This is a genomic window from Stenotrophomonas sp. YJH_SMC_69 (assembly GCF_059370495.1).
Genome location: NZ_JCAFTS010000001.1, coordinates 204,891 through 228,494, shown reverse-complemented (window position 1 = coordinate 228,494; position 23,604 = coordinate 204,891). Strand labels below are relative to the sequence as shown.

Here is a 23,604-nt window from a genome sequence, read left to right as displayed (position 1 = left end):
GAAAGCGATGCCCCGTGCCGGGAACCCTGCGCACAATGACGCGAATTGTAATGTTGTTAAGAATTATTTACATTTGCGTCCTGCGCAGTGACCGCGCCTCGCCCCAGACGGACCTGACCGTGCCCGAAGCCGCCGCCCCGGGTGCTGGACGACTGTTGCCGCCCCTCCCCGCCTCCACGCTTCGAGCCCACCATGTGCCTGACCTTCGATAACCGCCTGCCCCGCCGCGCGCTGCTGCCGGCTGCCCTGCTTTCGTCTTTGACCCTGCTGGCCGCGCCCAGCGCGTTCGCCGCCACTGATGGCGCTGCCGACGCCAAGACCCTGGACCGGGTGAGCGTGCGTGCCGAACAGTCGGCGCCGCCGGCCAGTACCACGCGCCTGCCGATCACCCTGCAGGAAACCCCGCAGTCGGCCACCGCGATCAGCCTGCAGCGCCTGCAGGACGAATCGCTGTTCAGCATCAACGATGTGATGCGCAACGTGACCGGCGTCAGCGTGTCCTTCTATGACACGCAACGCCCGCTGTACTACGCGCGCGGCTTCGCCATCACCGACTTCCAGGTCGACGGCATTCCCACCTACAGCGGCTCGACCAACCAGGAGTACGACACCGCTTTCTACGACCGCATCGAAGTGATCCGCGGTGCCAACGGCCTGCTCAGCGGCGCCGGCGTGCCGTCGGCCACGGTCAACCTGCTGCGCAAGCGCCCCGGCAAGGAATTCGACGCGTCGTTCGCGGTCAGCGCCGGTAGCTGGGACTACCGCCGCATGGAAGCCGACGTAACCGCGCCGCTGACCGCCGACGGCCGCTTCCGCAGCCGCGTGGTCGCCGCCTACACCGATCGTGGCCTGTATTACGACCGCTACAAGGAAAACAAGATGGCCGGCATGGCGGTGCTGGAAGGCGATGTCACCGACAGCACCACGGTTACCGTCGGCTACCAGACCCAGGACAACAACCCGACCGGTTCGACCTGGGGCACCGTGGCGTTCTTCGACAACCAGGGCAACTTCGCCCATCTGGCGCGCTCGACCAACCTGTCGCCGAAGTGGAGCTACTGGAAGCGCGAAAGCAATACCGCCTTCGCCAACCTGGAACAGCGTTTCGGCGACCACTGGCTGCTGAAGATCAACACCGCCTACACCCGCGGCAACGTGCAGAACGTGCGCCTGTACGGCACCGGCAACCCGGACCCGGTGACCGGCGCGGGCATCTACCTGCGCGCGGCCGCCGGTGATTCGAAGGACACCCGCCGCAATGTCGATGCCTACCTGACCGGCAGCTTCCCGCTGTTCGGCCGCGACCACGACCTCACCGTCGGCGCGCAGTGGTCGGACCTGGAAGGCACCACCAATACCGTGGCGCTGAACTTCCCGGGCGACTGGGCGACCTGCGGGCGTGAGCGCTGCTACTACATCCCCAACGTGTTCAACTGGAACGGCGACATCTCCGAAGTGACCTACACCCGCACCGGCGCACGCCGCGTGGCCAAGACCACGCAGAGCGGCGTCTACCTGGCCACCCGCCTGCGCCTGGCCGAGCCGCTGTCGCTGATTGCCGGTGCGCGCCTGAGCCGCTGGGAAACGCTCAGCCGCTCGTACAACGCTGCCGGCGCCTATACCGGCACCAGCGGTGCATACAAGGTGAGCGATGAGGTCACTCCGTACGTGGGCCTGGTCTACGAGATCACCCCGAACGTGTCGGCCTATGCCAGCTACACCGAGATCTTCAATCCGCAGAACTACAAGGACCGCAACGAGAACCTGCTGGCACCGGTGCAGGGCTCGAACCTGGAAGCGGGCATCAAGACGCAGTGGTTCGATGGCCGCCTGACCGCCAATGCGGCGGTGTTCGAGGCCAAGCAGGACAACTACGCGGTGCGTGACATGAGCGTGCCGGAAGGTACGCTGAGCGACGGCAGCTCGGCCTATATCGGCATCAACGGCACCAAGGCGCGCGGTTGGGAGATGGACGTCAACGGCGAGATCCTGCCGGGCTGGACGGTCAATGCCGGCTACACCCGCGTCAAGGTGACCCGCGCCGCCACCGACCTGCTGTACGCCAATCCGCCCAAGGACCTGCTGCAGCTCAACACCCAGCTGCAGCTGCGCGGCGCGCTGGAGCGACTGAGCATCGGCGGTGGCCTGCAGTGGCAGAGCCGGGTGCAGGGCTACAACATCGCCTACCCGCTCGGCGGCACGGTGACGGTGAACCAGCCGGCGTATTCGCTGGTGCAGTTCAACGCCAACTACCGCATCAGCGACAACTGGACCGCGACGCTGAGCGTGCGCAACGCGCTGGACAAGACCTACTGGGCCAACCTGGACTACAACAACTTCGGCGAGCCGCGCTTCGTGTCGGCCAGCCTGCGCTGGAAGTTCTGAGCAAACGACGGGTGCAAGGTGGGTGCCGACCGTTGGTCGGCACGCCCTCCGCCACGACCACGGTCGTGGGCTACCTGAATGGGCCCGTCTCCGTGCGGGCCTTTCCTTTTGCTGCACTGCAGGTTGCACCCTACGCCGTAATTATGCCGTAATTATTCCAACACCCGTCGGAAGCCGGTCAATGAACCCGAGCTGGGATACGTTGGAACGCAGTCGCCAGGCCCGCCTGGAACGTGCCGCGCCGTGGGCCCGGGGACGCGAGGTCGCCGCCGGCGACGTAGGCGAGCTGCTGCATGCACTGCTGGAGCCCGGCGACAAGGTCTGCCTGGAGGGCAACAACCAGAAGCAGGCCGATTTCCTCGCCCAGGCCCTGGCCGATCTTGATCCGGCCCGCGTGCACGACCTGCACATGGTGCAGTCGGTGCTGTCGCTGCCCTCGCATCTGGATGTATTCGAGCGTGGTATCGCTTCGAAACTGGACTTCTCGTTCTCCGGCCCGCAGTCGGTGCGCCTGGCCAACCTGGTGGCTGAAGGGCGCATCCAGATCGGTGCCATCCACACCTACCTGGAACTGTTCGGCCGCTACTTCATCGACCTGACCCCGCGCGTGGCCCTGGTCGCCGCGCAGGCCGCAGACCGGCACGGCAACCTGTACACCGGCCCGAACACCGAAGACACGCCGGTGATCGTCGAAGCCACTGCCTTCGGTGGCGGCATCGTCATCGCCCAGGTCAACGAGATCGTCGACGCCCTCCCCCGCGTCGACATTCCCGCTGACTGGGTCAACTTCGTGGTGCAGGCGCCGAAGCCGAACCACATCGAACCGCTGTTCACCCGCGACCCGGCGCAGATCTCCGAGATCCAGGTGTTGATGGCGATGATGGCGATCAAGGGCATCTACGCCGAGTACGGCGTGAACCGCCTCAACCATGGCATCGGCTTCGATACGGCGGCCATCGAACTGCTGCTCCCCACCTACGCCGAATCGCTCGGGCTGAAGGGAAAGATCTGCCAGCACTGGGCGTTGAACCCCCACCCGGCACTGATTCCGGCGATCGAATCGGGCTTCGTCAGATCGGTGCATTCGTTCGGTTCGGAACTGGGCATGGAGAAATACATCGCCGCGCGAGGTGATGTGTTCTTCACCGGCGCCGATGGCTCGATGCGTTCCAACCGCGCGTTCTCGCAGACCGCCGGCCTGTATGCCTGTGACATGTTCATCGGCTCCACCCTGCAGATCGACCTACAGGGCAACAGTTCCACTGCCACCCGTGACCGCATCGCCGGCTTCGGCGGTGCACCGAACATGGGCTCGGACGCACGCGGCCGCCGCCATGCCAGCGAGGCCTGGATCAAGGCCGGGCAACAGGCTGCGCGCCCGGGCGAAATGCCACGCGGGCGCAAGCTGGTGGTGCAGATGGTGGAAACCTTCCGCGAGCACATGGCACCGGCCTTCGTCGAAAGGCTCGATGCCTGGGAACTGGCCGAGCGCGCGCAGATGCCGCTGCCGCCGGTGATGATCTATGGCGACGACGTCAGCCATGTGCTGACCGAAGAAGGCATCGCCAACCTGCTTTTGTGCCGCACCCCTGAGGAACGCGAACAGGCGATCCGCGGCGTGGCCGGCTATACCGCCGTGGGCCTGGGCCGCGACCGCGCGATGGTGGAAAACCTGCGCGACCGCGGCGTGATCCGCCGTCCCGATGACCTTGGCATCTCCGTGCGCGATGCCAGCCGTGACCTGCTGGCGGCGCGTTCGGTGAAGGACCTGGTGCGCTGGTCCGGCGGTCTGTACGACCCGCCCAAGCGCTTCCGCAACTGGTAAGGGGCTGAGCATGGAAACCCTCGACTATCGATTCGAAGGACACACTGCGGTGCAGTTCCCGCGCGAAGCGGTGCTGGTCGGCGTGCTGGCCTCGGGCAACCTGGAAATCCTGCTGGAACCCGCTGCGCTGGAAGGCGCGATGACGGTGCGCATCATCACCGCCGCGAAGGGCTTCGGCAGCGTGTGGCAAGCGGTGATCAACGACTTCGCACAGCGTCATCCGCTACGCGATGTACGCATCTCGATCAACGATGCCGGTGCCACCCCGGCGGTGGTCAGCCTGCGCCTGGACCAAGCCGTGGAAACCCTGCGTGCTGGAGATCCACGATGAACCGGACGCAGCGCTACAGCTACTACGAAGCCGATGCGCGCGAGCGTATCGCCAGCCTGGTCGATGCCGGTTCCTTCAGGGAATTCCTCGGCCCGGCGCGGCGGATGATGAGCCCGCACCTGGCACAGCTCGACCAGCCCGCGGCGTTCGACGACGGCGTCGTTGTCGGCGAAGCCACGCTGCGTGGCCGACGCGTGCTGCTGGCCGCGCAGCAGGGTGAATTCATGGGCGGCGGCGTGGGCGAAGTGCACGGTGCCAAACTGACCGGGCTGCTGCGTCGCGCAGCCGAAACACATCCCGAAGGCGTGCTTCTGCTGCTGGACACCGGTGGTGTGCGCCTGCACGAAGCCAATGCAGGGCTCATCGCCATTTCCGAGATCATGCGCGCCACCCTGGACGCGCGTGCAGCGGGTGTGCCGGTGATCGCGCTGATCGGCAGCGGCAACGGCGCCTTCGGCGGCATGGGCATCGTCGCCCGCTGCTGCAGCACGGTCATCATGTCCGAAGAGGGGCGCCTGTCGCTGTCCGGCCCGGAAGTGATCGAAACCGTGCGCGGCGTGGAAGAGTTCGATTCCCGCGATCGCGCGCTGGTCTGGCGCGTAACGGGAGGCAAGCACCGCTACCTGATCGACCAGGCACAGGTGCTGGTGCCGGATGCCATCGAGGCCTTCGCGCAGGCGGCCAGCAACGCGCTTCAGCCTGATACCAGTAGCACCGATCCGGATACTGCACTGGCTGCGCTGCAGGAACGCCATGCGGCATTGAAGGCGCGCGTGCAGGCCTGGGGCGATTGCCGCGATGGCCTGGAGATCTGGGCCCGCCAAGGCATCGCAGCCCCCGAGCGACTACCGCTGCTCGACACCGATGAGTTCCTCATCGCCACCGCCGACCGGAGCCTGCCATGAGCATGCCGTTGCAGAACCTGCTCGATGCCCTGTTCCCGCATGGGCATGCCATTGCGGTGAACGATTCGGTGCTGACCGGCAGCGCCACCACCGAGGATGGCGAGGTGACCGTGATCGGTACCGCCGACAAACTTGAAGTCGGCGTGGACCACGCACTGGCACTGGCCGAAACCGTGCTTGCCAGCACCGGCGCACATCCACAGCGACCGATCGTGATGCTGGTGGATACCGCCGGACAGCGCCTGGCGCGGCGCGACGAACTGTTGGGCATCAATGGTTACTTTGCGCATCTCGCGCAGACGCTCGATCTGGCACGCCGCCGTGGTGCGCGCCTGATCACCCTGGTCTACGGCGAATCCGTCAGTGGCGGCTTCCTCTCATTCGGCCTGATGGCCGACCACATCCACGCCCTGCCCGATGCACAGGTGCGGGTGATGGACCTGCGCGCAATGGCGCGGGTGACCAAGCAACCGCTGGAGAAGCTGCAGGCGCTCAGCCAGAGCTCGCCGGTATTCGCGCCGGGCGTCGCCAACTACGTGGCGATGGGTGCGGTGGACTCGTTGTGGGAAGGCGATCTTTCCCAGCACCTGCTGCAGGCCCTGCGCACACCCGCCGAAGGCGACCGACGTGCCGCACGCGGCGCACAGCGCGGCGGTCGCGCCCTGGCGGCAGCGGTTTCGACTGCGGTGGCCCACGGCGATGCCTGAGCGGCCCGCCCGCCACACGCTGGCCTGGCTGTCGGCCGATGCCGACTGGCGGGCTGACGTGACTGGACACGAACCGCGCCTGGCAGCATGGTTCGCACAGGGCCTGCCAGCCATGGTGGCACGCAGTGCGGCGGATGATCCCGACCCGCGGCTTCGCCTGGGGGTGCCGCTGCCGCCAGGCGAAGGCAAGCAACGGCTGGCGCTGCGCGTGGCCCTGCAGGACATCCAGCACCTGCAGCCTCCCCCTGCCCTGGATCAGATTCTCGCCGGCGGCGTTCCGGCTGATTGGCAGGCGGCACTGCAGGCAATGCTGCGGCTTGCACCGGCCCGCGTGTTCGGCGCCTTCGCCTGGCAGCACCTCAGCGGTCTGCCCTATGTGCACGCACGCTCGGACATCGACCTGCTGTGGCAGGTGGGCGACGCGCGCCAGGCCGACCTGCTGGTCGAGCGCCTGCAGCACTGGGAAAGCGCCTTCGGGCATCGGGTCGATGGCGAACTGTGCCTGGTGGATGGTGGCGCGGTGAACTGGCGCGAATACGCCGGGCGCAGCCGCGAGGTACTGGTCAAGCGCCTCAATGGTGCCGCACTGGAACTACGTGATGCGTTGTTCGCCTCCACCGGAGTGAGCGCGTGAACGCCCTCGTGCAACCGGCGGTCAGGCCAGCTGCCGTGGACAGCGCGCGTCTGGGGCGCCTCGCCATCGCCAGCCTGCACGCCGAACTGGCCCTTGCACCCAAGCCAGGGTTGGTCACCCCCTTCGACAGCGGCAGCCACCACGACATGGACGCCGGCACGTTCCTGCGCAGCCTGTTCACGCTGCGCCACTACTTCATCGCCGTGGCCTGCCTCGGTGCAGCCGAGGCGGACTTCAATGCCTTGCGCCGGTGTGGCATCTCCGCCGAAATCGCGATGCTGCGCGCGACCGCCGGCATCAACACTCATCGCGGCGCGGTCTTCAGCCTTGGCCTGCTGGTCGCGGCTTCCGCTGCCTGTCGGGGCCGCGCGGGCGGTGCCATCGCAGCCGAGCAGGTCTGCCAGGAAGTGCGCCGCTGGGCTGCCGAGCTCGCCGGCGCACCACTTGATGCGAACAGCCCTGGCCAGCGCGCGCGCGCACGGCACGGCGTGCAGGGTGTGCGCGAACAAGCGGCCGCCGGCTACCCGCTGCTGCGCGAGGTGGCACTGCCTACACTGCGCCACGCGCTGGCCAGCGACCTGCCACGCGAGGCCGCGATGTGCCAGACCCTGGTGCAGCTGATCGCGTGCGTGGATGACCTCAACCTGCTGCACCGTGGCGGCGCCAACGGCCTGTGCTGGGCCCAGCAACAGGCGCGAGGCTTCCTCGATGCCGGTGGCGCCTTCGTACCCGGCTGGCAGGCACGCCTGCACAGCATCGGTGATGGATTCGTCGCACGCCGGCTGAGCCCCGGCGGCAGTGCCGACCTGCTGGCCTGTGCCTGGTTCCTGCTGCAGCAGGAGGTCGCATGAGCCTTGCCCTGCTCTGCCCCGGCCAAGGCGTCCAGCACGCGGAGATGTTCGAACGCGTGCGCGATCTTCCGGCCGCACGCCACATCCTTGATCTGGCCAGCACGGTGCTCGGACGCGATGTATTTTCCGCCGCTGGGGCCGAAGACCGCTTCGACAATGCGCAGGCACAACCGCTGCTGTGCACGGCCAGCCTGGCGCAGTGGCAAGGACTGCGCGACTGCGTGCCAGCGCCGACGCTGATCGCTGGCTACAGCATCGGCGAGCTCGCCGCGCACGCCATTGCCGACAGCTTCGATGCGGCCACCTGCCTTGCCCTTGCGGCGCAGCGCGCGCGATTGATGGACAGCGCCAGCCCCGCCGATGCAGGCCTGCAGGCGGTGCTTGGCCTGGAACGCCATGTACTGCAGCCGCTGTGCGATCTGCACGGTGCGCACGTGGCCATCGCCAACGGGCAGGACCATTTCATCGTGGGCGGCACGCACGCCTCGTTGCAGCGGCTGGCCGATGCAGCGCGGGCGCAGGGCGCGGACATCCGTCTGCTGCCGGTGCGCGTGCCCGCACACACACCATTGCTGGCGGCGGCGGTCGCACCGTTCGCTGCCGCACTCGATGCATCGCCACTGCAGGCCCCACGCCTGCCGCTGCTGGCCGGCATCGATGCGCGACCGGTGCGGGACCGCGCAACGGCAGTCAACACGCTTTCGTTGCAACTGGCGCAGACCATCGAATGGGCGCAGGTGATGCGCCAGGCCTTCGAGCGCGGCGCGCGGGTATTCCTGCAGTTGGGCCCGGGCAACGCGCTGGCGCGCATGGTCGCGCCGGCCTATCCGTGCTGCGAGGTGCGCGCGGTGGAAGAGTTCCAGAGCCTTGAAGGCGCCGCGGCCTGGGTCCGCAGCGCGCTGGAACGGCTGCAGTAACGGGTTCGAGCAGTACGTATCACGCAACACGCCGTACGTCGCCTTACCCCGGGATGGCGGGTCTCCATCCGCGCTGTACGTGAGTCACGTGTCTGGGAGGGCGCATGAGTCCACAAATCGCAACGATCATCGGTCTGGTGATCATGTTCATCGTCGCCACCGCGATGCCGATCAACATGGGCGCGGTCGCCTTCGCGCTGGCCTTCATCATCGGGGGGCTGTGGGTCGACATGGGCGGCAAAGAGGTCCTGGCCGGCTTTCCCGGCGATCTGTTCCTGACCCTGGTCGGCATCACCTACCTGTTCGCCATCGCGCAGAAGAACGGCACCATTGACCTGCTGGTGCACTGGGCAGTGAAAGCGGTACGCGGCCATATCGTGGCCATTCCGTGGGTGATGTTCGTGATCACCGCGGTCCTGACCGCGTTCGGTGCGCTGGGCCCGGCCGCGGTCGCGATCATCGGCCCGGTCGCCCTGCGCTTTGCCAAGCAGTACAACATCAATCCACTGATGATGGGCCTGCTGGTCATCCATGGTGCGCAGGCCGGCGGCTTCTCGCCCATCAGCGTGTACGGCAGCATCACCAATGGAGTGGTGCAGAATGCCGGGCTGGAAGTGACCGAGATGGCGGTGTTCCTGACCAGCCTGGGCTTCAACTTCATGATGGCGACGATCTGCTTCTTCGCCTTCGGTGGCATCGCCCTGCTGCGTCGCGGTTCGATCACGGCAGCGGGAACGATCGGCAATGCCGAGCTGGCGATGGCAGGTGGCCCGCAGGCATCCTCGCGCCAGTTCGCGATCGAAGGCCATGGCGCGCTGGTCGCGGCGGGCGGCGGCACCCTGTCCAACGATCCGGCGGCACTGGATGAGGTCAGCCTGACCCGCGAGCGGTTGTTCACCCTGATCGGCCTGCTCGGCCTGGGCGTGGCCGCGCTGATCTACAACCTCAACGTCGGCCTGGTCTCGATCACCGTGGCTGTCGCGCTGGCACTGCTGTCGCCACAAAGCCAGAAGGGCGCGGTCGATGGCATCAGCTGGTCCACCGTGCTGCTGATCTGCGGTGTGGTGACCTACATCGGCGTGCTGGAACATGCCGGCGCGGTGGACTTCATCGGCAATGGCGTGTCCGACATCGGCATCCCGCTGCTGGGTGCACTGCTGGTCTGCTACGTGGGTGGCATCGTCTCTGCATTCGCCTCGTCGGCCGCGGTGCTCGGCGCAACGATTCCATTGGCCGTGCCGTTCCTGATGCAGGGTCACCTCAGCGCCGCTGGCGTGATCTGCGCGCTGGCGGTGTCGTCCACCATCGTCGATGTCAGCCCGTTCTCCACCAATGGCGCACTGGTGGTGGCTTCGGCAGCCAAGGAAGAGCGCGAGAGCCTGTTCCGTCGCTTCCTGGTGTACAGCGGTCTGGTGGTGGCGCTGGGGCCGTTGCTGGCCTGGGTGGTGTTCGTGGTGCCGGGCTGGATGTAACCGCCATCGGGTCGTGCCGGCCGCTGGCCGGCGCGACCTGGCGTTACACTCTGCGCATGGCCATTGCCCCTGCCCCGCGGTCACCGAAGAAGCGCGCGCCTCTGTACGAAGAGGTGGCCGAACACGTGCGCGAGCGCATCTATGACTACCGCTTGCCGCCGGGCGAGTGGATCGACGAGCCCGCGCTGTGCGAGGAACTGGGTATCAGCCGTACGCCCCTGCGCGAGGCGTTGAAGCTGCTGGCAGCCGAAGGCCTGGTGCAGATCGATGCCGGTCGTGGCAGCCGGGTCACCCGGCTGACGCTGGAAGACCTCAACCAGCTGTTCCCGGTGATGGCCATGCTGGAAGGCCGTTGCGCACACGAGGCGGTGAGGCACATCGACGATGCCGGCGTGCAACAGCTGGAGGCCCTGCATGCGGCGATGGAAGCGGCGGCGGCCGAGGGCAACATCGCCGAGTACTACCGCAACAACCACCTGATCCACGAAACCGTGCAGCATTACGCCGGCAACCCGTGGCTGATCCGCATCACCCACGACCTGCACCGCATCCTGAAGATGCATCGCGGCCGCCAGCTGCTGACCCCAGGGCGCACCGCGCAATCGCTGGCCGAGCACCGCGAGCTGATGGAGTGCTTCCGCCGCCGCGACGCGCAGGCCGCCGAACGCACCATGGAACGCCATCTGCTCAGCCAGGGCCAGGCCCTGGCCGCCTATGTGGCGGCAGGCGGGCTGTTGAACGTGCCGGCGCCCTTGCCGACCGAAGGCGGCGGCTGAGCGGATGTGGTTGCCGGCCAGCGGCCGGCACTACCGGGACGTGCCCTTGGTTGGACTGTTGAACGTGCCGTGGGCGCTTGCCCGCCGAAGGCGGCGGCTGAGCGGATTTGGTTGCCGGCCAGCGGCCGGCACTACCGGGACGTGACCTTGGTTGGGCTGCTGAACGTGCCGTGGCCGCTTGCCCGCCGAAGGCGGCGGCTGAGGGGAAGAGGTTGCCGGCCAGTGGCCGGCACTACCGGGACGTGACCTCGGCGGGTTAGTGCCGGCCGCTGGCCGGCATCCCGAAACGTCTGATCAATCGCCACCGCAGCTGCCGCCGTCCCCCCCACCACCATCACTGCTGCAGTCGGAGCTGCTGTAGCTGTGATGGCTGTGGCTGTCACTGGAATAGCCAACGGAGGTGTCATGGCTTCCGCCGCCATCCCCCCGGCTGCCCGAGCCACCGGCCGTGGCCACTGCCAGGCACAGGATGGCGCCGACCAGCGGCAGCAGCCAGACCAGCAGCAGCTGCACCGCGCGGCCACCCGCCGACAGGCCATCACGCCTGACGATCACCACGGTAGCCGCCACGTTCAGGCCCAGCACCAGCAGGACCAGCAGAAGGGCAACGATCAACATTCGGCGGCTCCATGCCTGGACTGGAGGGCATTATGGGCCTGCCAGCCCGGCAATGGCCCTGCCCGTCATGAAGATGGGACAATGCAGGGCGCGCCTGCCTGCTTCCAGGCCGCCGGCGCCCCCCGCACCACACGGAAGAAGAAGAACAACAACATGCTGAAAGTCATTTTCGATACCGACCCGGGCGTCGACGACGCCCTGGCCCTGCTGTACCTGCACAAGCACGCCCAGATTGACCTGATCGGCGTCACCACCACCTTCGGCAATGCCTCGGTGGAGTCGACCACGCACAACGCGCTGTACCTGAAGCAGGCCTGGGGCTTCGCCGCCCCGGTCGCGCGCGGTGCCGGTGGCCCGCTGCAGCCGGAAGCCACCCCGGAAGCCTGGCCGGTGCACATCCACGGCCACAACGGCCTGGGCAACCACCCGGTGCCGACCGAACTGGACGTGGCCGCCGACGCGCGCCCCGCTCACCAGCTGATCATCGACCTGGTCCGCGCCCATCCGGGCGAAGTGACCCTGGTCGCGGTCGGCCGCATGACCAACCTCGCGCTGGCCCTGCAGCAGGCCCCGGACATCGCCGGCCTGGTGCGCGGCGTGGTGATCATGGGCGGCGCGTTCCACGTCAACGGCAACATCACCCCGGCCGCCGAGGCCAACATCTGGGGCGATGCCGAAGCGGCCGACGTGGTGTTCACTGCCAGCTGGCCGGTCACCGCCATCGGCCTGGACGTGACCACCCGCGTGGAAATGGACCGTGACGGTCTGGACAAGCTGGCCGCCATCGGCGGTGCCGATGCCGAACTGGTGCGTGCGCTGTCGCAGGATTACGTGGACTTCTACCTGCAGGCCGGCCACAAGGGCATGGTCGTGCACGACTGCTGCGCCTGCATCGCGCTGACCCGTCCGGAGCTGTTCCAGTTCGAGCGCGCCAGCGTGCGCGTGGCCACCGACGGCGTCGCCCGCGGCATGACCATTCCCAAGCCGGAAGGCCTGGCGTTCGGCCCCAGCGTGTGGGACGGCCACGTGGTGCAGTCGATTGCCATCGGCGTGGATGCGGCCGCCGTGCTGGCCGACATCGAGCAGACCCTGAAGGTCTGACCCGCTAGCGCTTGGCCCTGCCCGGGACCGTCTCGGGCAGGGTCCACAGCACCGGCAGCACCAGCACCGCCACCAGCGCGATCATCGCGCCTGGCGCTGCTGCCCAGCCGCTGCGCTCCACCCACCATTGCGCCAGCCATGGCGTTGCCCCGCCGAAGAAGGCCGTGGCCATGGTCACCCCCAGTGCCAGCCCACTCACCCGCCCTTCGCCGGGGAACTGCTCGGCCGTGGCCGGGGCCGCGACCGCGCTCACGCCGCCGGCCACGCAGGCCAGCAGCACCGCCGCCAGCGCAATGCCCAACGGCGGCGCCTGTGCCATCCAGGCGAACAGGGACAGCGGCAACAACGCTGCCAGCAGGGTCAGGCCCAGCAGCATCGGCCGCCGCCCGACGCGGTCGGACAATGCGCCACACAGCGGCGTGATCGCAATCACTGCCACCGCCGCAATTGTCGAAAGCCACAGTGCATCGCCCTCATCGTGGCCCTGCGCGTGCAGGAACGCAGGCACATAGGTGATGCCCACGTAGTAGGTGATCGATCCCAAGGCCGAGATCGCGAAGGTGCGCGCCACCGCCAGCGGGTGGTGCTGCAGCACATGCCGCAGCGGCGTGGCAGGAATGCTGCCTTCGCGGCGCTGGCGTTCGAACTCAGGCGATTCGTGCATGCCCGAGCGCGCGACCAGGATCACCAGTGCCAGCGCAGCGCCGACGAAGAACGGAATACGCCAGCCCCAGCTGTCCAGCTGCGCGGGCGCGAGCAGCGCCACGGTGACCGCCGAGATCGCTACCGCCAGCAGTGCGCCTACTTCACTGGCGGCCGAGGCCAGCGAGGTCACCAGGCCACGCCGCCGCGCCGGTGCGCTTTCCAGCAGGTACGCCACCACGCCGGTGTACTCACCGCCCACCGAAAACGCCATCACGCAGCGCAATACCAGCAGTAGCACGCCCGCCGTGGTACCTGCGGTGGCCGCGGTCGGCAGCAACGCAGTGGCCAGCATCGCCGCCGCCATCAACGCCATCGAAGCCAGCAGCATCCAGCGCCGGCCCAGGCGGTCGCCCAGGTGGCCGAAGCACAGCGCGCCCAGCGGGCGCATCAGGTAGGACACCGCGAAGCCTGCCAGGGTGACCAGCAGCGCGTGTTCGCCGCCGCCGAAGAACACCCGCGACAGCACCGTGGCGAAATACAGGTACAGGGTGAAGTCGTACCACTCCACTACCGTGGACAGGCCCGCCACCCACATCGAGCGCTGCCGCGCCGCGGTCATTGCGTGTTCGCCTTCAACAGCCTCGGTCCCGGTTGCGCAGGTTCGGGGCAGGATGTCATGGCCCGGGTGAAATACCGGTCATCGGCCATCCGCTGCCTGCATGTACTGGGTTTCATGGCCGGTGAAGCGCTCACCGTCAAAACCGAAGCAGAAGCGCCCTTCCTCGAACACGCGGTAGACCAGCAACGCGCCATCGAGGCAGAACTGCTGCCGGTCCACGCCCGTCTCCAGTGTCCCGTAGCCGGTAGCATCACCGCCCTTTCCCGCCGGCCCGGTGAAGGCATCGAACGGCAGTGGCGTCGCCCTGCCCGTGCGGGTATCGACCAGCACCAGCGTGCGCTGGAAATACTCCGGACGATCATCGACCTGTACCAGCAGGTAGTGCCGGTTGAAATTGGGTTTCTGATGCTGGAGGGCATCTTCGATGGCTGCGCGGTGCCGCGCATCGCAGAAGTCGACCGGGCTGTAGCGGTAACTGCAACCGTCGTGGTCGTAGGGCAGGTTCATGCCGGAATAGCTGATGCTTCCCTCGCTGTCCACGTCGTGGCCCAGTTCCGGGGTGCTGCACAGCAGCCACGAACCCTGCGCATCTTCGGGATCGGCCATCAGCTTCGGCTCGCGGCCCGCCTCGTAAGCCGCACCACCCGGGAAGTCCTGGCCGAAACGCTGGCGGACGATGGGACGTGCCTTCTCCAGCGGCAGGCCGATCCTGGCCCCACGGAACGAAACGAATGTCATCGTCGGCAGGATCACCTCTTCCACCGGCAGCCCCTTCCACTGCCCCTGCACGCAGAACGTGGCGATCTCGTTCTCCCCGTCCTCCTTGCAGGGCTTCGGCGCGTTCGCCGCCAACCAGGGATGGGCCGGGCGCCCGGTCTGCTGATCGATGTACCAGCCGTCCAGCGCGCAGGTCGGCAAGGCGTCGAGCAGCGGAGAGAGGTCTGTTGCGGTGGCCGGGGCGGCAGGCGGTGTGCCCGCTGCGGGTGCCACGGTCGGCGCGTCCGGTGTGCGCTGGCAGGCCGCCAGCGCGAGCAGACCGACCAGCAGCGCGACGTGGCGCGGGCGCTGGATTGAATGCTGCGTTCCCTGCATTGCGTGTTTCCTGGTTTCGACACTCCCTGCAGATGATCGCCGATCCCAAGGCCGTGCAGGAACGTCACAGATCCCACATCGGGGTCAGAGCCCTCCGCTCCCGCAAAGGGATCCGACCCCGCCCGTTACCCCGGCAGCTGCAGCTCAGCCCTCAGCCCGCCACCCTCGCGGTTGCGCAACCGCAGCGAGCCGCCCAGCGACTGCGCCAGCTGCACCGCGATGGCCAGGCCCAGGCCAGTGCCGCCGGTATCGCGATTGCGCGAGCTTTCCAGCCGGTGGAACGGTGCCAGCACTGCCTGCAACTGGTCTTCGGGAATGCCGGGGCCACGGTCGGAAATTCCGATCCACACCCTTCCGGCCTCATCGCGGCCCGCCTCGATCTCGGCGGCACCGGCGTAACGCAACGCGTTGTCGACCAGATTGCCGACCACCCGGCGCAGCGGCTGCGGCCAGGTCTGCACGACCAGTCCAGCGGGTGCTCCGCCACTGACCGGCTTGCCCATGTCCTCGTAATCGCCGACCACACTGGCCAGGAACGCGCCCAGGTCCATCGACACCGGCGCGCCACTGGCGACGTGGCTGCTGCGCGCATAGGCCACACCCTCGCGCACCAGTTGCCCAAGGTGGTCGAGGTCGGCCAGCAGCCGCTGCTGGGTGCTGTCTTCAGGCAGGGTCTCCACCCGGAGCTTCATGCGCGTGATGGGGGTCTGCAGGTCATGCGAGATCGCGGCCAGGATCTGCAGGCGTTCACTGACATGGCCACGAATGCGTGCCTGCAGTGCGTTGAGAGCGGCTGCTGCGCCGCCCACTTCGGCCGGGCCATCTTCAGGCAGTGCAGGCCCGTCCTTGCCCGGCTGCAGATGCTCCACCGCATGCGACAACTGCTGCAGCGGGCGCATGGCCAGGCGCACCGCCAGCCACGCGCACACCAGCAGCAGCGCCAGCTGCACCAGCAGCACGGCGGGCAGCCAGCGCGCCAGCGGCAGGCCCGACGGGGTGACTTCAATGGTCAAGGGAGTGCCGTCGTGCAGGCGCAGTTCCACCTCGAACCGCTCCGGCAGGCGAGCCACCTGGCGCGCCTGCAACGGATAGCGGTGCTGCAGGCTGTCATTGATGATCGCCGTGACCTGGCGTGCACGATCGGTCTGCAGCCCCGGTCCGGCCGCGGCCGGGCGCAGCAGGTAACGGTAGGTGCGCCGCTCCAGCCGCGGCACCCAGGCATCGCGCTGGTCCGCGGGCAGGTGCTCCAGCAGCGCGACACTCACGGCCACGTCTTCGTCCAGGTTGCGCAGCATCATGCTGCGGGTGGACTGGTAGCGTTCGAAGAACAGCAGGCCGAAGGACAGTGCGTGGGCCAGCGCCAGTCCGCCCAGCAGCACCAGCAGCAGCCGCGCCGACAGCGTGCGCGGCCAGCGTGGGCGGCGTGCGGTGGCGTTCATTCGTCCGGCCCCAGCAACTGCACCGGCACGCTGAACACATAGCCTTCGCTGCGCACGGTCTTGATGTAGGTCGGCTCGCGTGCGTCGTCACCCAAGCGCTGCCGCACGCGGCTGACCAGCAGGTCGATCGAGCGGTCAAACAGTTCGGCATCGCGGCCCTGCGTGAGGCTGAGCAGCTGGTCGCGGCTGAGCACCCGATTGGCGTGATCGAGGAATACGCGCAACAGGCGGAATTCGGCGCCACTGAGTGGATACGCGGTGTCCTGTGCATCCAGCAGATGGCGTGCGGTGGTGTCCAGGCGCCACTCGCCGAAGGCCAGCTGGCGACCGGCTTCGCTCACCTGCAGATTCGGCGGCAACATCCGGGTACGGCGGATCACCGCATTGATGCGTGCCAGCAGTTCGCGCGAAGAGAAGGGCTTGGTCACGTAGTCATCAGCGCCCATTTCCAGGCCGATGATGCGGTCGGTTTCGTCGTCGCGGGCGGTCAGCAGCACCACCGGCACCGCACGATGCTTGCCGGCGCGCAGGTTGCGGCACAGGCTCAGTCCGTCCTCGCCCGGCATCATCACGTCCAGCACGACCAGATCCACGGCATGGGTATCCATCAGCGCGCGCATGGCCCGGCCACCGTCGGCCTGGCTCACGCGCAGGCCGTTGCGTTGCAGGTAATCGGCCAGCATCTGGCGGATCTCGCTGTCATCGTCGACGACCAGGATGTGCGGTACGTGGTTCATTGCGTTCTCGATGAGGACGAAGGTCAAGGCCGCGCGGTGCGGCCATGGTAGCGCGGCTCAGGGGTTGGCCAGCAGGCGCTGGATCTCGCTTTCGGTACGTGCGTAGTCGCCCTCGCCGTAATGGCGGTAGACCACCCGCCCCTGCCGGTCGAGCAGGTACAGTGCGGGCCAGAAGCGGTTGCCCCAGGCGTTCCAGATCCGGTACTGGTTGTCCTGCACCACCGGCCAGGCGATGTCCAACCGTGCGATGGCCTTGCGCACGTTGCCAGGCAGCCCTTCATAGGCGAACTCCGGCGTATGCACGCCGATCACCCTCAGGCCCTGCGACGCGTAGCGCGCATGCCACTGGTGGACATACGGCGCCACGTTGAGGCAGTTGCTGCAGGTGTAGGTCCAGAACTCGACCAGCACCACCTTCCCCCGCAACTGCTCCAGTGTGAGCGGCGGGCTGTTGTGCCAGGGCCCGCCACCGTCGAACCCGGCGGCGGGAACGGCCTGTGCCGGCTGCGCATCGGCCTCCGGGCTGGGCCAGGCCATCAACAGCGCAGCCCCACCCAGCACGCCCATCAGCAACGGCAGCACGTACGCACGCAGGCCGGCCATCGCTCAGCCCCCCTGCTCGGCCAGTGGCAGTTCCGCCGGCTTCACCCCCGCCGCTTCGAGGATACTGTCGGCCACCTGCGCCGGATGCGAAAGCAGCGACACATGGCTGCTGCCGATCGATTGCAGCTGCGCGCCAATGCGCTTTGCGGTGGCGGCCTGCAGCTGCGGCGACAGCATGCGATCGTCACGGCTGAGCACGTACCAGCTCGGCTTGCTGCGCCACGCCGCAACGTTCACTACTTCGCCCAGCGCGCTGGCCTTCAACGGGACCTGCGTGCTGTACAGCAGTGCGGCCGACTTCTTCATCACGTCCGGCGCGAAGTCCTGGGCGACAGCGTCAGCCGGCAACGTCAGGTAGCCGTCCCTTTCCTGCAGGCGGGCCAGGCCCGGACCGACCGGGAAGCCTTCGCCCTGTTGCGCCGATGATTGCCCTGCATCCGGTGCGAACGCCGCCACATACACCAGCGCCTGCACCTTCGGGTCATTGCCCGCTTCGGTGATGACCGTGCCACCCCAGCTGTGGCCGACCAGCACCACCTTGCCAGGCGCAGCGGCAATCGCACGACGGGTGGCGGCGACGTCGTCGGCCAACGAGGTGAGCGGATTCTGCACGGCCACCGCCGGCAGCTTCCAGTCATGCAGGGTGCTGATGACCTTGCTCCAGCTGGAGCCATCAGCGAACGCGCCGTGCACCAGGATGACGGTGGGCGGTGCAGCGGTATCGGCCCGGGCAGCGAAGGCAGGGGCGGCGGCGGCAAGGGCGAGAGCGGCGGCCAGCAAGCAGGTACGGATCATGGGGGGCACTCCGGAGTTGGGAGTGGCCATTTCCGCCTGCCGGTGTATCGGCGCTGTTTCTCCGCAGCGCGGAGTTGTACCGGACTGTAGGGCGCAGGCGGGTTTCTACAGTGGGATACATTCGCGCGCCGGTCCTGGCCGGGCGCTTTCGGGTGGATATCGCTGCCCGCACGCGGGCGCGCAACGCCCCGATGCGCATCAGCGCATCGTCTTTGTATCTGACTGTACGAAACCCCGGCCGCGGCCACAGTCGCTGACAAAACCCCGGGCAACGGCACACGTTGCCGATACCTGCGCCGCCTGGAATGGCTTCCATCGACCACTGGCCCGCAGGACACCACCATGATCAGCACCGCTTCTTCCGTGTATACGCCCCGCCTGGACGCCGTCGGCCGCTGGCTCTCGCCGTTGGCGCTGCGCACCCTGCTGGCCTGGGAGTTCTTTGAATCCGGCCGCGAGAAGCTGGGCGGCCAGAACTGGTTCGCCGACCTGGAAGGCCGCTTCCCGTTCCCGTTCTCCACACTGCCCGCGTCGCTGAACTGGCAGCTGGCCACGTGGCTGGAACTGGTGGGTGCGGTGATGCTGCTGCTCGGCCTGGCCACGCGCTCGGTGGCCTACGTGTTCTGGGTACTCACCATCGTTGCCATCGCCGCCGTGCACTGGCCCGACCAATGGAACGGCCTGGGTGAACTCTGGCAGGGCTATGCGATCACCGACCAGGGCTACGGCAACTTCAAGCTGCCGTTGCTGTTCCTGGCCATGCTGCTGCCACTGATCCTCAACGGCGGTGGCGCACTCAGCGTGGACCGGCTGCTGGCCGGGTCCGGCCGTGCCACGGCACGCAATGACGGCCTGGGTTGGGGCGTCAGCCTGATCGCCCTGCTGCTGCCGGTTGCCGCGCTGTTGCCCGGCATCGGCTTCGGCGGTGCCCTGCTCGGCGGTGTGCTGCTGCTGGGCCATCTGCTGCGCTGTCGCCGCGCCGCCTGAGCCGACTCCCCTGTTCCCGCGCGTTTCGCTTTCCGTCGCCTCTTCGGCGGCGTCCATCCCGCACGCCCCGCGTGCTTTCCCAAGGAGTCACCACCATGTCCATCTCGACCAAGAACACCTCTTCCTCCCGCCTGCCGCGCATCGGTGCCATCGGCATCGCCCTGGCCGGTGGCCTGCTGCTGGCCGGCCAGGCCGCGGCGATCCAGCCGCTGGCGATCAGCGCGGTGGCCATGAGCGCCGCCGCCGAAGGCAAGTGCGGTGAAGGCAAGTGCGGGGCCAACAAGGCCACCACCGGCAAGCCCGCCGGCAAGGCCAAGGTGGCCGAGGGCCAGTGTGGCGAAGGCAAGTGCGGCGACGCCTCGTTTGCCCGCACTGATCGCGACCACGACGGCAAGGTCTCGCGTGCCGAATTCAACGCTGTGGCCGCCAAGCGTGCCGCCGAGTTCGACCGCATCGACACCGACCACGACGGTTACATCAGCGAGCAGGAAGCGCACGACTACCTGCGCAGCGTCTACACCGCCAACGGCAAGCCGATGCCGAAGGGCCTGTTCTCCCGCGTTGCCGATTGATCGACGTTCACCCGGCGCCGCCTTCAAGGCGGCGCTCTCTGTGGAGCATCCGCCATGTCCCTGCCCCTGCCCACCCATGCCGCCGGTCTTGGCCTGCGCCGTGGCCTGATCGACGAACTGCTGGCCATGCCGGCCGGTGCCATCGACTTCCTCGAAGTCTCCCCCGACAACTGGATCGGCGTCGGCGGTGCACACGGCAACGCGCTGCGCCAACTCAGCGAGCGCCACCCCTTGACCTGCCACGGCCTGTCGCTGTCGCTTGGCGGTCCTGATCCGCTGGACCGCACCCTGCTGGCACAGACCCGTGCCTTCCTCGACCTGCATCAGGTGCAGCTGTACAGCGAACACCTGAGCTACTGCGCCGCCGGTGGCCATGTCTACGACCTGCTGCCACTGCCGTTCACCGCCGAGGCCGTTCACCATGTCGCCGGCCGTATCGCCCAGGTGCAGGACATGCTGGGCCGGCGCATCGCCGTGGAGAACATTTCCTACTACGCCGTTGCCGGCGCGGACATGAGCGAGATCGACTTCATCAACGCCGTGCTCGCCGAAGCCGACTGCGACCTGCTGCTGGACGTCAACAACGTCTTCGTCAATGCCTGCAACAACGGTTACGACGCCTTCGAATTCCTGGCCCACGTGCCGTCCCACCGTGTCGCCTCGCTGCACGTAGCGGGCCACTTCGATGAAGACGACGGCTTCAAGATCGATACCCATGGTGCGCCGGTGAAAGGCGTGGTCTGGGCGCTGTTGCGCGAGGCCTACATGCGGGTGGGCGTGCGTCCCACGCTGCTCGAGCGCGACTTCAACTTCCCGCCGCTGGCCGGGTTGCTGGCCGAGGTCGCGCAGATCCGCCAGGCACAGGCTGAGGCACGTTGGCCGGAGGTGGCCCATGGCTGAGCCGCTGGCTACCCTGCAACGGCGCTGGGCCGATCATGTGCGGGACCCTGCAAAGACCGCACCCGATGGCGTGGAGGCGCGCAGGCTGGCGGTATACCGCCGCCTGTGCATCGACAGCCTGGACACCCTGCTGGCCGGCAGCCTGCCGCGACTGCAACAGCAGTTGGGCACGTCGCGCTGGCGCGACACCGTGGCGCACTACTACGCCCACCACGCCTGCCAGACCCCGTTGTTCCCGCGGATCGCCGGCGAGTTCGCGGCCTGGCTGGCAGTACAGGACACGCTGGCACTGCCGGGCTGGGCGGCGGAACTGGCGCACTACGAGAGCACGCAGCAGTCGCTGCACATTGAAGCGCGTGGCGCTGGGTGTCTGCTGCAGCGCGTACCCGAGGACAGTGATGTGCTGGCGGTTTCGCCGCTGGTGCGGGTGCTTGGGTACCGGTGGCCGGTGCATGAAGACGAGGGGCTGGAACCGGTGCTGGGCGCAGCTCCCACGCTGCTGGTGATCCAGCGCCGCGCCGATTTCAGCCTGAAGGTCGAGCAACCGTCACCGCTGGCCTACGCGCTGCTTTCGGTCTTCGGTGACGACGGCGCGCGTGTGGATGAGGCACTGCAGGCGCTGTCCGAAACACATGACGTGGCAACGGACGCATTGCGTGCTGCCTGCGTGCCCGTTCTTGGCGAGCTGTGCACGGCGGGGGTGCTGGTTGCATTGCCTGCTTTCTGAGGTTGCCGGCCAGCGGCCGGCACTACCCGTTCATTGACCGGCAAGCGGCCGGCACTACCCGCCCCCTACTTCGAGGTCTCATCATGGCTGCTTCCAACATTTCCTTCCTGCACGGCTGGCGCCTGTTCGTAGCCATCGCCGTGGTCCTGATCGCGTTCGCACTGACCGCCTTCGCCCTGTATCCCGATGCAGCCGAAGGGAGCCGCGCGGCGATCCGGCTCACCGCCCGCACATCGTTCCTGCTGTTCCTGGCGGCATTCACGGCATCCTCCTTCGCCACCCTGCTGCCCGGCCCGTTCACCCGGTTCCTGCTGCGTGAACGGCGCATCATCGGTCTGTCCTTCGCGTTCTCGCACCTGCTGCACGCAGTCGCCATCACCAGTTTCGGCATCCTCAACCCGGCGTTCTGGCCAGCACGCTCCGCGCTGGCCAACCTCCCGGGCACGGTGGGCTACATCGCCATCCTGGCGCTGGCCATCACCTCGCACCGGGGGCTCGCCCGGCGCATGGGACCCACCGCCTGGCGTCGCCTGCACGTCACCGGCATGTGGATCATCGCGGCGGTGTTCACCTACTCGTACTTCAAGCGCGTGCCCGGCAACTTCTGGTATGCGGTGCCGTCGGCGCTGCTGTTCACCGCCTTCGTGGTGCGCTGGATCGCCAAGCGGGCGCAGGCCCTGCGTCGAAGTGCGCATGCGCGGCCGCCGCTGCGGGCGGCCTGACGGGCCGGGGTCAGATCCCTTTGCCAAAGGCAAAGGGATCTGACCCCACATCAGGTCAAGGCGCGCGGCGCAGCGTGATCAGGGTGATCTCCGAAGGCACGCCGATGCGCGCCGGGAAACCGGCCCAGAGGCCCGCGCCGTTGCCCACGTACAGCGTCATCCCCTCCACGTCGTAGCGGCCGGACACGAAACCGCCATTGGCCCGCTTCACCAGCTGGTCCATGCCAATGATCTGCCCGCCATGGGTATGCCCGGACAATTGCAGCTTCACCCCGCGCGCCGCCGCCTCGCGCGCGTTGCGCGGGCGGTGGTCAAGCAGGATCACCGGTGCAGAGGGATCGGCACCGGCCAGTGCAGCGTCCAGATCCGGCAGCGGCAGGCCGTAGCGTGCGGCCACCGGATCGGTGACACCGGCGATGGTCAGCGCCGCGTCGCCGCGCCGCACCTGCAGGTGGCTGTTCTCAAGCACCTGCATGCGCAGCGCGCGGAACGCCTGCATCCATTGCTGATACTGCGCGTAGTACTCATGGTTGCCGGTGATGGCAATGACGCCGTCCGGCGCCTGCAGATCGGCCAACGGGCGCGCGTCGTCACGGCGGGCCTCGACGCTGCCGTCGATCAGGTCGCCAGTGATCACGATCAGGTCCGGCTTCAGCGCGTTGCTCTCGTCCACCACCCTGCGCACCCAGTCGCCGGTCAGCAGGCGGCTGGCGTGGATGTCGGTCAGCTGCAGCACGCGATAGCCGTCGAACGCAGCAGGCAGATCCTTGATCGCCACGTCGATCTGCCTGGGCTGGGGCACGGCCATGCCCTGGCTGATGCCATAGCCACTCACAAGCAGCGCCAGCAGGCCGGCCAACGGCCGCAGCTTCGAGGCGCGCAGGGCCGATACGATGCGCGGCCAACGCAGCAGGCGCGAAAGCAGCAGGCCCACATCCAGCACCAGCATCAGCAACGCCAGCAGCAGCACCGCCGTGGAGCCGGTGGCCAGGACGGCGATGGCCATCTTCGGGATTTCCGGCGATGCCATCGTGCCCCAGAAGGTGGCCACGATGCGCAGCTGCACGGCCATGGCCACCACCAGCAGCGACAGCACGACCTTCAACCCGATGGGCATGCGCAGCGGCCAGAACAGGCGCCAGGCCACATACAGGCCCATCAACAAACCGATCGTACTCAGCACTGCAACCATCCATGACAGAAAGCGGGCCCGCCATGGTGACGGCTGCGGGTCGTGTTGTGTA

General features: G+C 67.7%; 24 protein-coding genes. 16 read left to right on the top strand and 8 right to left on the bottom strand.

All coding sequences use genetic code 11. The features are described 5' to 3' along the window. Positions 1–192: 192 nt before the first annotated feature. From AC5P8F_RS01110 to AC5P8F_RS01065, 10 genes are all read left to right on the top strand, one after another. The gene (locus AC5P8F_RS01110) at positions 193–2,385 is read left to right on the top strand and encodes a TonB-dependent siderophore receptor (RefSeq protein ID WP_075076127.1); all 2,193 of its coding nucleotides are present in this window, start codon (positions 193–195) and stop codon (positions 2,383–2,385) included. 181 nt (positions 2,386–2,566) lie between these two features. Further along, positions 2,567–4,210 (top strand): malonate decarboxylase subunit alpha, encoded by a 1,644-nt coding sequence (gene mdcA / locus AC5P8F_RS01105; RefSeq protein WP_075076128.1) that lies wholly within the window; start codon positions 2,567–2,569, stop codon positions 4,208–4,210. A 10-nt stretch (positions 4,211–4,220) separates the two neighbouring features. Beyond that, on the top strand, positions 4,221–4,541 hold the full coding sequence (gene mdcC / locus AC5P8F_RS01100; protein ID WP_134808613.1) for a malonate decarboxylase acyl carrier protein: 321 nt from the start codon (positions 4,221–4,223) through the stop codon (positions 4,539–4,541). Beyond that, positions 4,538–5,446, top strand: a complete 909-nt coding sequence (locus tag AC5P8F_RS01095) for a biotin-independent malonate decarboxylase subunit beta (protein WP_197606262.1) — start codon at positions 4,538–4,540, stop codon at positions 5,444–5,446. The genes mdcC and AC5P8F_RS01095 overlap by 4 nt, the downstream gene beginning before the upstream one ends. Positions 5,447–5,448: 2 nt before the next feature. Continuing rightward, positions 5,449–6,153 carry a biotin-independent malonate decarboxylase subunit gamma gene (gene mdcE, locus AC5P8F_RS01090; protein WP_169411659.1) on the top strand — a complete coding sequence of 235 codons (705 nt, stop codon included), beginning with the start codon at positions 5,449–5,451 and terminating at the stop codon, positions 6,151–6,153. Next, entirely contained in the window at positions 6,146–6,787 is a 642-nt protein-coding gene (mdcG, locus tag AC5P8F_RS01085; RefSeq protein WP_495227554.1) for a malonate decarboxylase holo-[acyl-carrier-protein] synthase, read from the top strand. The genes mdcE and mdcG overlap by 8 nt, the downstream gene beginning before the upstream one ends. Next, positions 6,784–7,638 carry a triphosphoribosyl-dephospho-CoA synthase MdcB gene (gene mdcB, locus AC5P8F_RS01080; RefSeq protein ID WP_197606258.1) on the top strand — a complete coding sequence of 285 codons (855 nt, stop codon included), beginning with the start codon at positions 6,784–6,786 and terminating at the stop codon, positions 7,636–7,638. Before mdcG ends, mdcB begins: the two co-directional genes overlap by 4 nt. Further along, positions 7,635–8,555 carry a malonate decarboxylase subunit epsilon gene (gene mdcH / locus AC5P8F_RS01075; RefSeq protein ID WP_197606256.1) on the top strand — a complete coding sequence of 307 codons (921 nt, stop codon included), beginning with the start codon at positions 7,635–7,637 and terminating at the stop codon, positions 8,553–8,555. The genes mdcB and mdcH overlap by 4 nt, the downstream gene beginning before the upstream one ends. 104 nt (positions 8,556–8,659) lie before the next feature. Further along, positions 8,660–10,027, top strand: a complete 1,368-nt coding sequence (locus AC5P8F_RS01070) for an SLC13 family permease (protein WP_197621617.1) — start codon at positions 8,660–8,662, stop codon at positions 10,025–10,027. A gap of 56 nt (positions 10,028–10,083) precedes the next feature. Then, positions 10,084–10,803: a GntR family transcriptional regulator gene (locus tag AC5P8F_RS01065; RefSeq protein ID WP_495227553.1), complete on the top strand. Its 720-nt coding sequence runs from the start codon at positions 10,084–10,086 to the stop codon at positions 10,801–10,803. A gap of 294 nt (positions 10,804–11,097) precedes the next feature. Here AC5P8F_RS01065 and AC5P8F_RS01060 read toward each other — a convergent pair whose 3' ends face one another. Then, positions 11,098–11,421, bottom strand: coding sequence for a hypothetical protein (locus AC5P8F_RS01060; protein ID WP_197621323.1), 324 nt, complete (start codon positions 11,419–11,421; stop codon positions 11,098–11,100). A 153-nt stretch (positions 11,422–11,574) separates the two neighbouring features. Between AC5P8F_RS01060 and AC5P8F_RS01055 the strand changes: the two genes are divergently transcribed. Next, positions 11,575–12,522, top strand: a complete 948-nt coding sequence (locus tag AC5P8F_RS01055) for a nucleoside hydrolase (protein ID WP_049441242.1) — start codon at positions 11,575–11,577, stop codon at positions 12,520–12,522. A gap of 4 nt (positions 12,523–12,526) precedes the next feature. Here AC5P8F_RS01055 and AC5P8F_RS01050 read toward each other — a convergent pair whose 3' ends face one another. The 6 genes from AC5P8F_RS01050 to AC5P8F_RS01025 all read right to left on the bottom strand — a co-directional run bounded on the left by AC5P8F_RS01050 (position 12,527) and on the right by AC5P8F_RS01025 (position 18,452). Then, complete coding sequence (locus tag AC5P8F_RS01050; protein WP_495227552.1) at positions 12,527–13,786, bottom strand: MFS transporter; 1,260 nt, start codon at positions 13,784–13,786, stop codon at positions 12,527–12,529. Between the two features lie 78 nt (positions 13,787–13,864). After that, entirely contained in the window at positions 13,865–14,878 is a 1,014-nt protein-coding gene (locus AC5P8F_RS01045; protein ID WP_111205846.1) for a hypothetical protein, read from the bottom strand. A 125-nt stretch (positions 14,879–15,003) separates the two neighbouring features. Continuing rightward, positions 15,004–16,317, bottom strand: a complete 1,314-nt coding sequence (locus AC5P8F_RS01040; RefSeq protein WP_495227551.1) for a sensor histidine kinase — start codon at positions 16,315–16,317, stop codon at positions 15,004–15,006. After that, positions 16,314–17,054, bottom strand: a complete 741-nt coding sequence (locus AC5P8F_RS01035; protein WP_032960784.1) for a response regulator — start codon at positions 17,052–17,054, stop codon at positions 16,314–16,316. The genes AC5P8F_RS01040 and AC5P8F_RS01035 overlap by 4 nt, the downstream gene beginning before the upstream one ends. A gap of 57 nt (positions 17,055–17,111) precedes the next feature. Further along, positions 17,112–17,657, bottom strand: a complete 546-nt coding sequence (locus AC5P8F_RS01030) for a redoxin family protein (protein ID WP_014646325.1) — start codon at positions 17,655–17,657, stop codon at positions 17,112–17,114. Between the two features lie 3 nt (positions 17,658–17,660). Next, complete coding sequence (locus AC5P8F_RS01025) at positions 17,661–18,452, bottom strand: alpha/beta fold hydrolase (protein WP_014646324.1); 792 nt, start codon at positions 18,450–18,452, stop codon at positions 17,661–17,663. A gap of 342 nt (positions 18,453–18,794) precedes the next feature. On the opposite strand from AC5P8F_RS01025, the gene AC5P8F_RS01020 reads away from it, so the two are divergent. The 5 genes from AC5P8F_RS01020 to AC5P8F_RS01000 all read left to right on the top strand — a co-directional run bounded on the left by AC5P8F_RS01020 (position 18,795) and on the right by AC5P8F_RS01000 (position 22,360). Continuing rightward, positions 18,795–19,439, top strand: a complete 645-nt coding sequence (locus AC5P8F_RS01020) for an HvfX family Cu-binding RiPP maturation protein (RefSeq protein WP_046429441.1) — start codon at positions 18,795–18,797, stop codon at positions 19,437–19,439. A gap of 95 nt (positions 19,440–19,534) precedes the next feature. Beyond that, positions 19,535–20,011, top strand: coding sequence for an HvfA family oxazolone/thioamide-modified RiPP metallophore (locus AC5P8F_RS01015; RefSeq protein WP_014646322.1), 477 nt, complete (start codon positions 19,535–19,537; stop codon positions 20,009–20,011). A gap of 54 nt (positions 20,012–20,065) precedes the next feature. Then, entirely contained in the window at positions 20,066–20,911 is an 846-nt protein-coding gene (locus AC5P8F_RS01010) for an HvfB family MNIO-type RiPP peptide maturase (protein WP_046429440.1), read from the top strand. Then, the gene (locus tag AC5P8F_RS01005) at positions 20,904–21,638 is read left to right on the top strand and encodes an HvfC family RiPP maturation protein (protein WP_111205843.1); all 735 of its coding nucleotides are present in this window, start codon (positions 20,904–20,906) and stop codon (positions 21,636–21,638) included. The genes AC5P8F_RS01010 and AC5P8F_RS01005 overlap by 8 nt, the downstream gene beginning before the upstream one ends. A gap of 83 nt (positions 21,639–21,721) precedes the next feature. Then, on the top strand, positions 21,722–22,360 hold the full coding sequence (locus tag AC5P8F_RS01000) for a ferric reductase-like transmembrane domain-containing protein (protein WP_014646319.1): 639 nt from the start codon (positions 21,722–21,724) through the stop codon (positions 22,358–22,360). Between the two features lie 55 nt (positions 22,361–22,415). Here the strand turns inward: AC5P8F_RS01000 and AC5P8F_RS00995 are convergent, their stop codons facing one another. Then, positions 22,416–23,552 carry a metallophosphoesterase gene (locus tag AC5P8F_RS00995; protein WP_262093229.1) on the bottom strand — a complete coding sequence of 379 codons (1,137 nt, stop codon included), beginning with the start codon at positions 23,550–23,552 and terminating at the stop codon, positions 22,416–22,418. Positions 23,553–23,604 lie beyond the last annotated feature (52 nt).

Excerpts from the sequence above, each read along its gene's own strand:
- mdcE (WP_169411659.1), top strand. The coding sequence starts at position 5,449 with ATGCCGTTGCAGAACCTGCTCGATGCCCTGTTCCCGCATGGGCATGCC.
- AC5P8F_RS01030 (WP_014646325.1), bottom strand. The coding sequence starts at position 17,657 with ATGGCCGGCCTGCGTGCGTACGTGCTGCCGTTGCTGATGGGCGTGCTG.
- AC5P8F_RS01060 (WP_197621323.1), bottom strand. The coding sequence starts at position 11,421 with ATGTTGATCGTTGCCCTTCTGCTGGTCCTGCTGGTGCTGGGCCTGAAC.
- mdcC (WP_134808613.1), top strand. The coding sequence starts at position 4,221 with ATGGAAACCCTCGACTATCGATTCGAAGGACACACTGCGGTGCAGTTC.
- AC5P8F_RS01070 (WP_197621617.1), top strand. The coding sequence starts at position 8,660 with ATGAGTCCACAAATCGCAACGATCATCGGTCTGGTGATCATGTTCATC.
- mdcG (WP_495227554.1), top strand. The coding sequence starts at position 6,146 with ATGCCTGAGCGGCCCGCCCGCCACACGCTGGCCTGGCTGTCGGCCGAT.
- AC5P8F_RS01055 (WP_049441242.1), top strand. The coding sequence starts at position 11,575 with ATGCTGAAAGTCATTTTCGATACCGACCCGGGCGTCGACGACGCCCTG.
- AC5P8F_RS01025 (WP_014646324.1), bottom strand. The coding sequence starts at position 18,452 with ATGATCCGTACCTGCTTGCTGGCCGCCGCTCTCGCCCTTGCCGCCGCC.
- AC5P8F_RS01020 (WP_046429441.1), top strand. The coding sequence starts at position 18,795 with ATGATCAGCACCGCTTCTTCCGTGTATACGCCCCGCCTGGACGCCGTC.
- AC5P8F_RS00995 (WP_262093229.1), bottom strand. The coding sequence starts at position 23,552 with ATGGTTGCAGTGCTGAGTACGATCGGTTTGTTGATGGGCCTGTATGTG.
- AC5P8F_RS01010 (WP_046429440.1), top strand. The coding sequence starts at position 20,066 with ATGTCCCTGCCCCTGCCCACCCATGCCGCCGGTCTTGGCCTGCGCCGT.
- AC5P8F_RS01065 (WP_495227553.1), top strand. The coding sequence starts at position 10,084 with ATGGCCATTGCCCCTGCCCCGCGGTCACCGAAGAAGCGCGCGCCTCTG.
- mdcA (WP_075076128.1), top strand. The coding sequence starts at position 2,567 with ATGAACCCGAGCTGGGATACGTTGGAACGCAGTCGCCAGGCCCGCCTG.
- AC5P8F_RS01005 (WP_111205843.1), top strand. The coding sequence starts at position 20,904 with ATGGCTGAGCCGCTGGCTACCCTGCAACGGCGCTGGGCCGATCATGTG.
- AC5P8F_RS01095 (WP_197606262.1), top strand. The coding sequence starts at position 4,538 with ATGAACCGGACGCAGCGCTACAGCTACTACGAAGCCGATGCGCGCGAG.
- AC5P8F_RS01040 (WP_495227551.1), bottom strand. The coding sequence starts at position 16,317 with ATGAACGCCACCGCACGCCGCCCACGCTGGCCGCGCACGCTGTCGGCG.
- AC5P8F_RS01000 (WP_014646319.1), top strand. The coding sequence starts at position 21,722 with ATGGCTGCTTCCAACATTTCCTTCCTGCACGGCTGGCGCCTGTTCGTA.
- mdcH (WP_197606256.1), top strand. The coding sequence starts at position 7,635 with ATGAGCCTTGCCCTGCTCTGCCCCGGCCAAGGCGTCCAGCACGCGGAG.
- AC5P8F_RS01045 (WP_111205846.1), bottom strand. The coding sequence starts at position 14,878 with ATGCAGGGAACGCAGCATTCAATCCAGCGCCCGCGCCACGTCGCGCTG.
- AC5P8F_RS01110 (WP_075076127.1), top strand. The coding sequence starts at position 193 with ATGTGCCTGACCTTCGATAACCGCCTGCCCCGCCGCGCGCTGCTGCCG.
- AC5P8F_RS01050 (WP_495227552.1), bottom strand. The coding sequence starts at position 13,786 with ATGACCGCGGCGCGGCAGCGCTCGATGTGGGTGGCGGGCCTGTCCACG.
- AC5P8F_RS01035 (WP_032960784.1), bottom strand. The coding sequence starts at position 17,054 with ATGAACCACGTACCGCACATCCTGGTCGTCGACGATGACAGCGAGATC.
- AC5P8F_RS01015 (WP_014646322.1), top strand. The coding sequence starts at position 19,535 with ATGTCCATCTCGACCAAGAACACCTCTTCCTCCCGCCTGCCGCGCATC.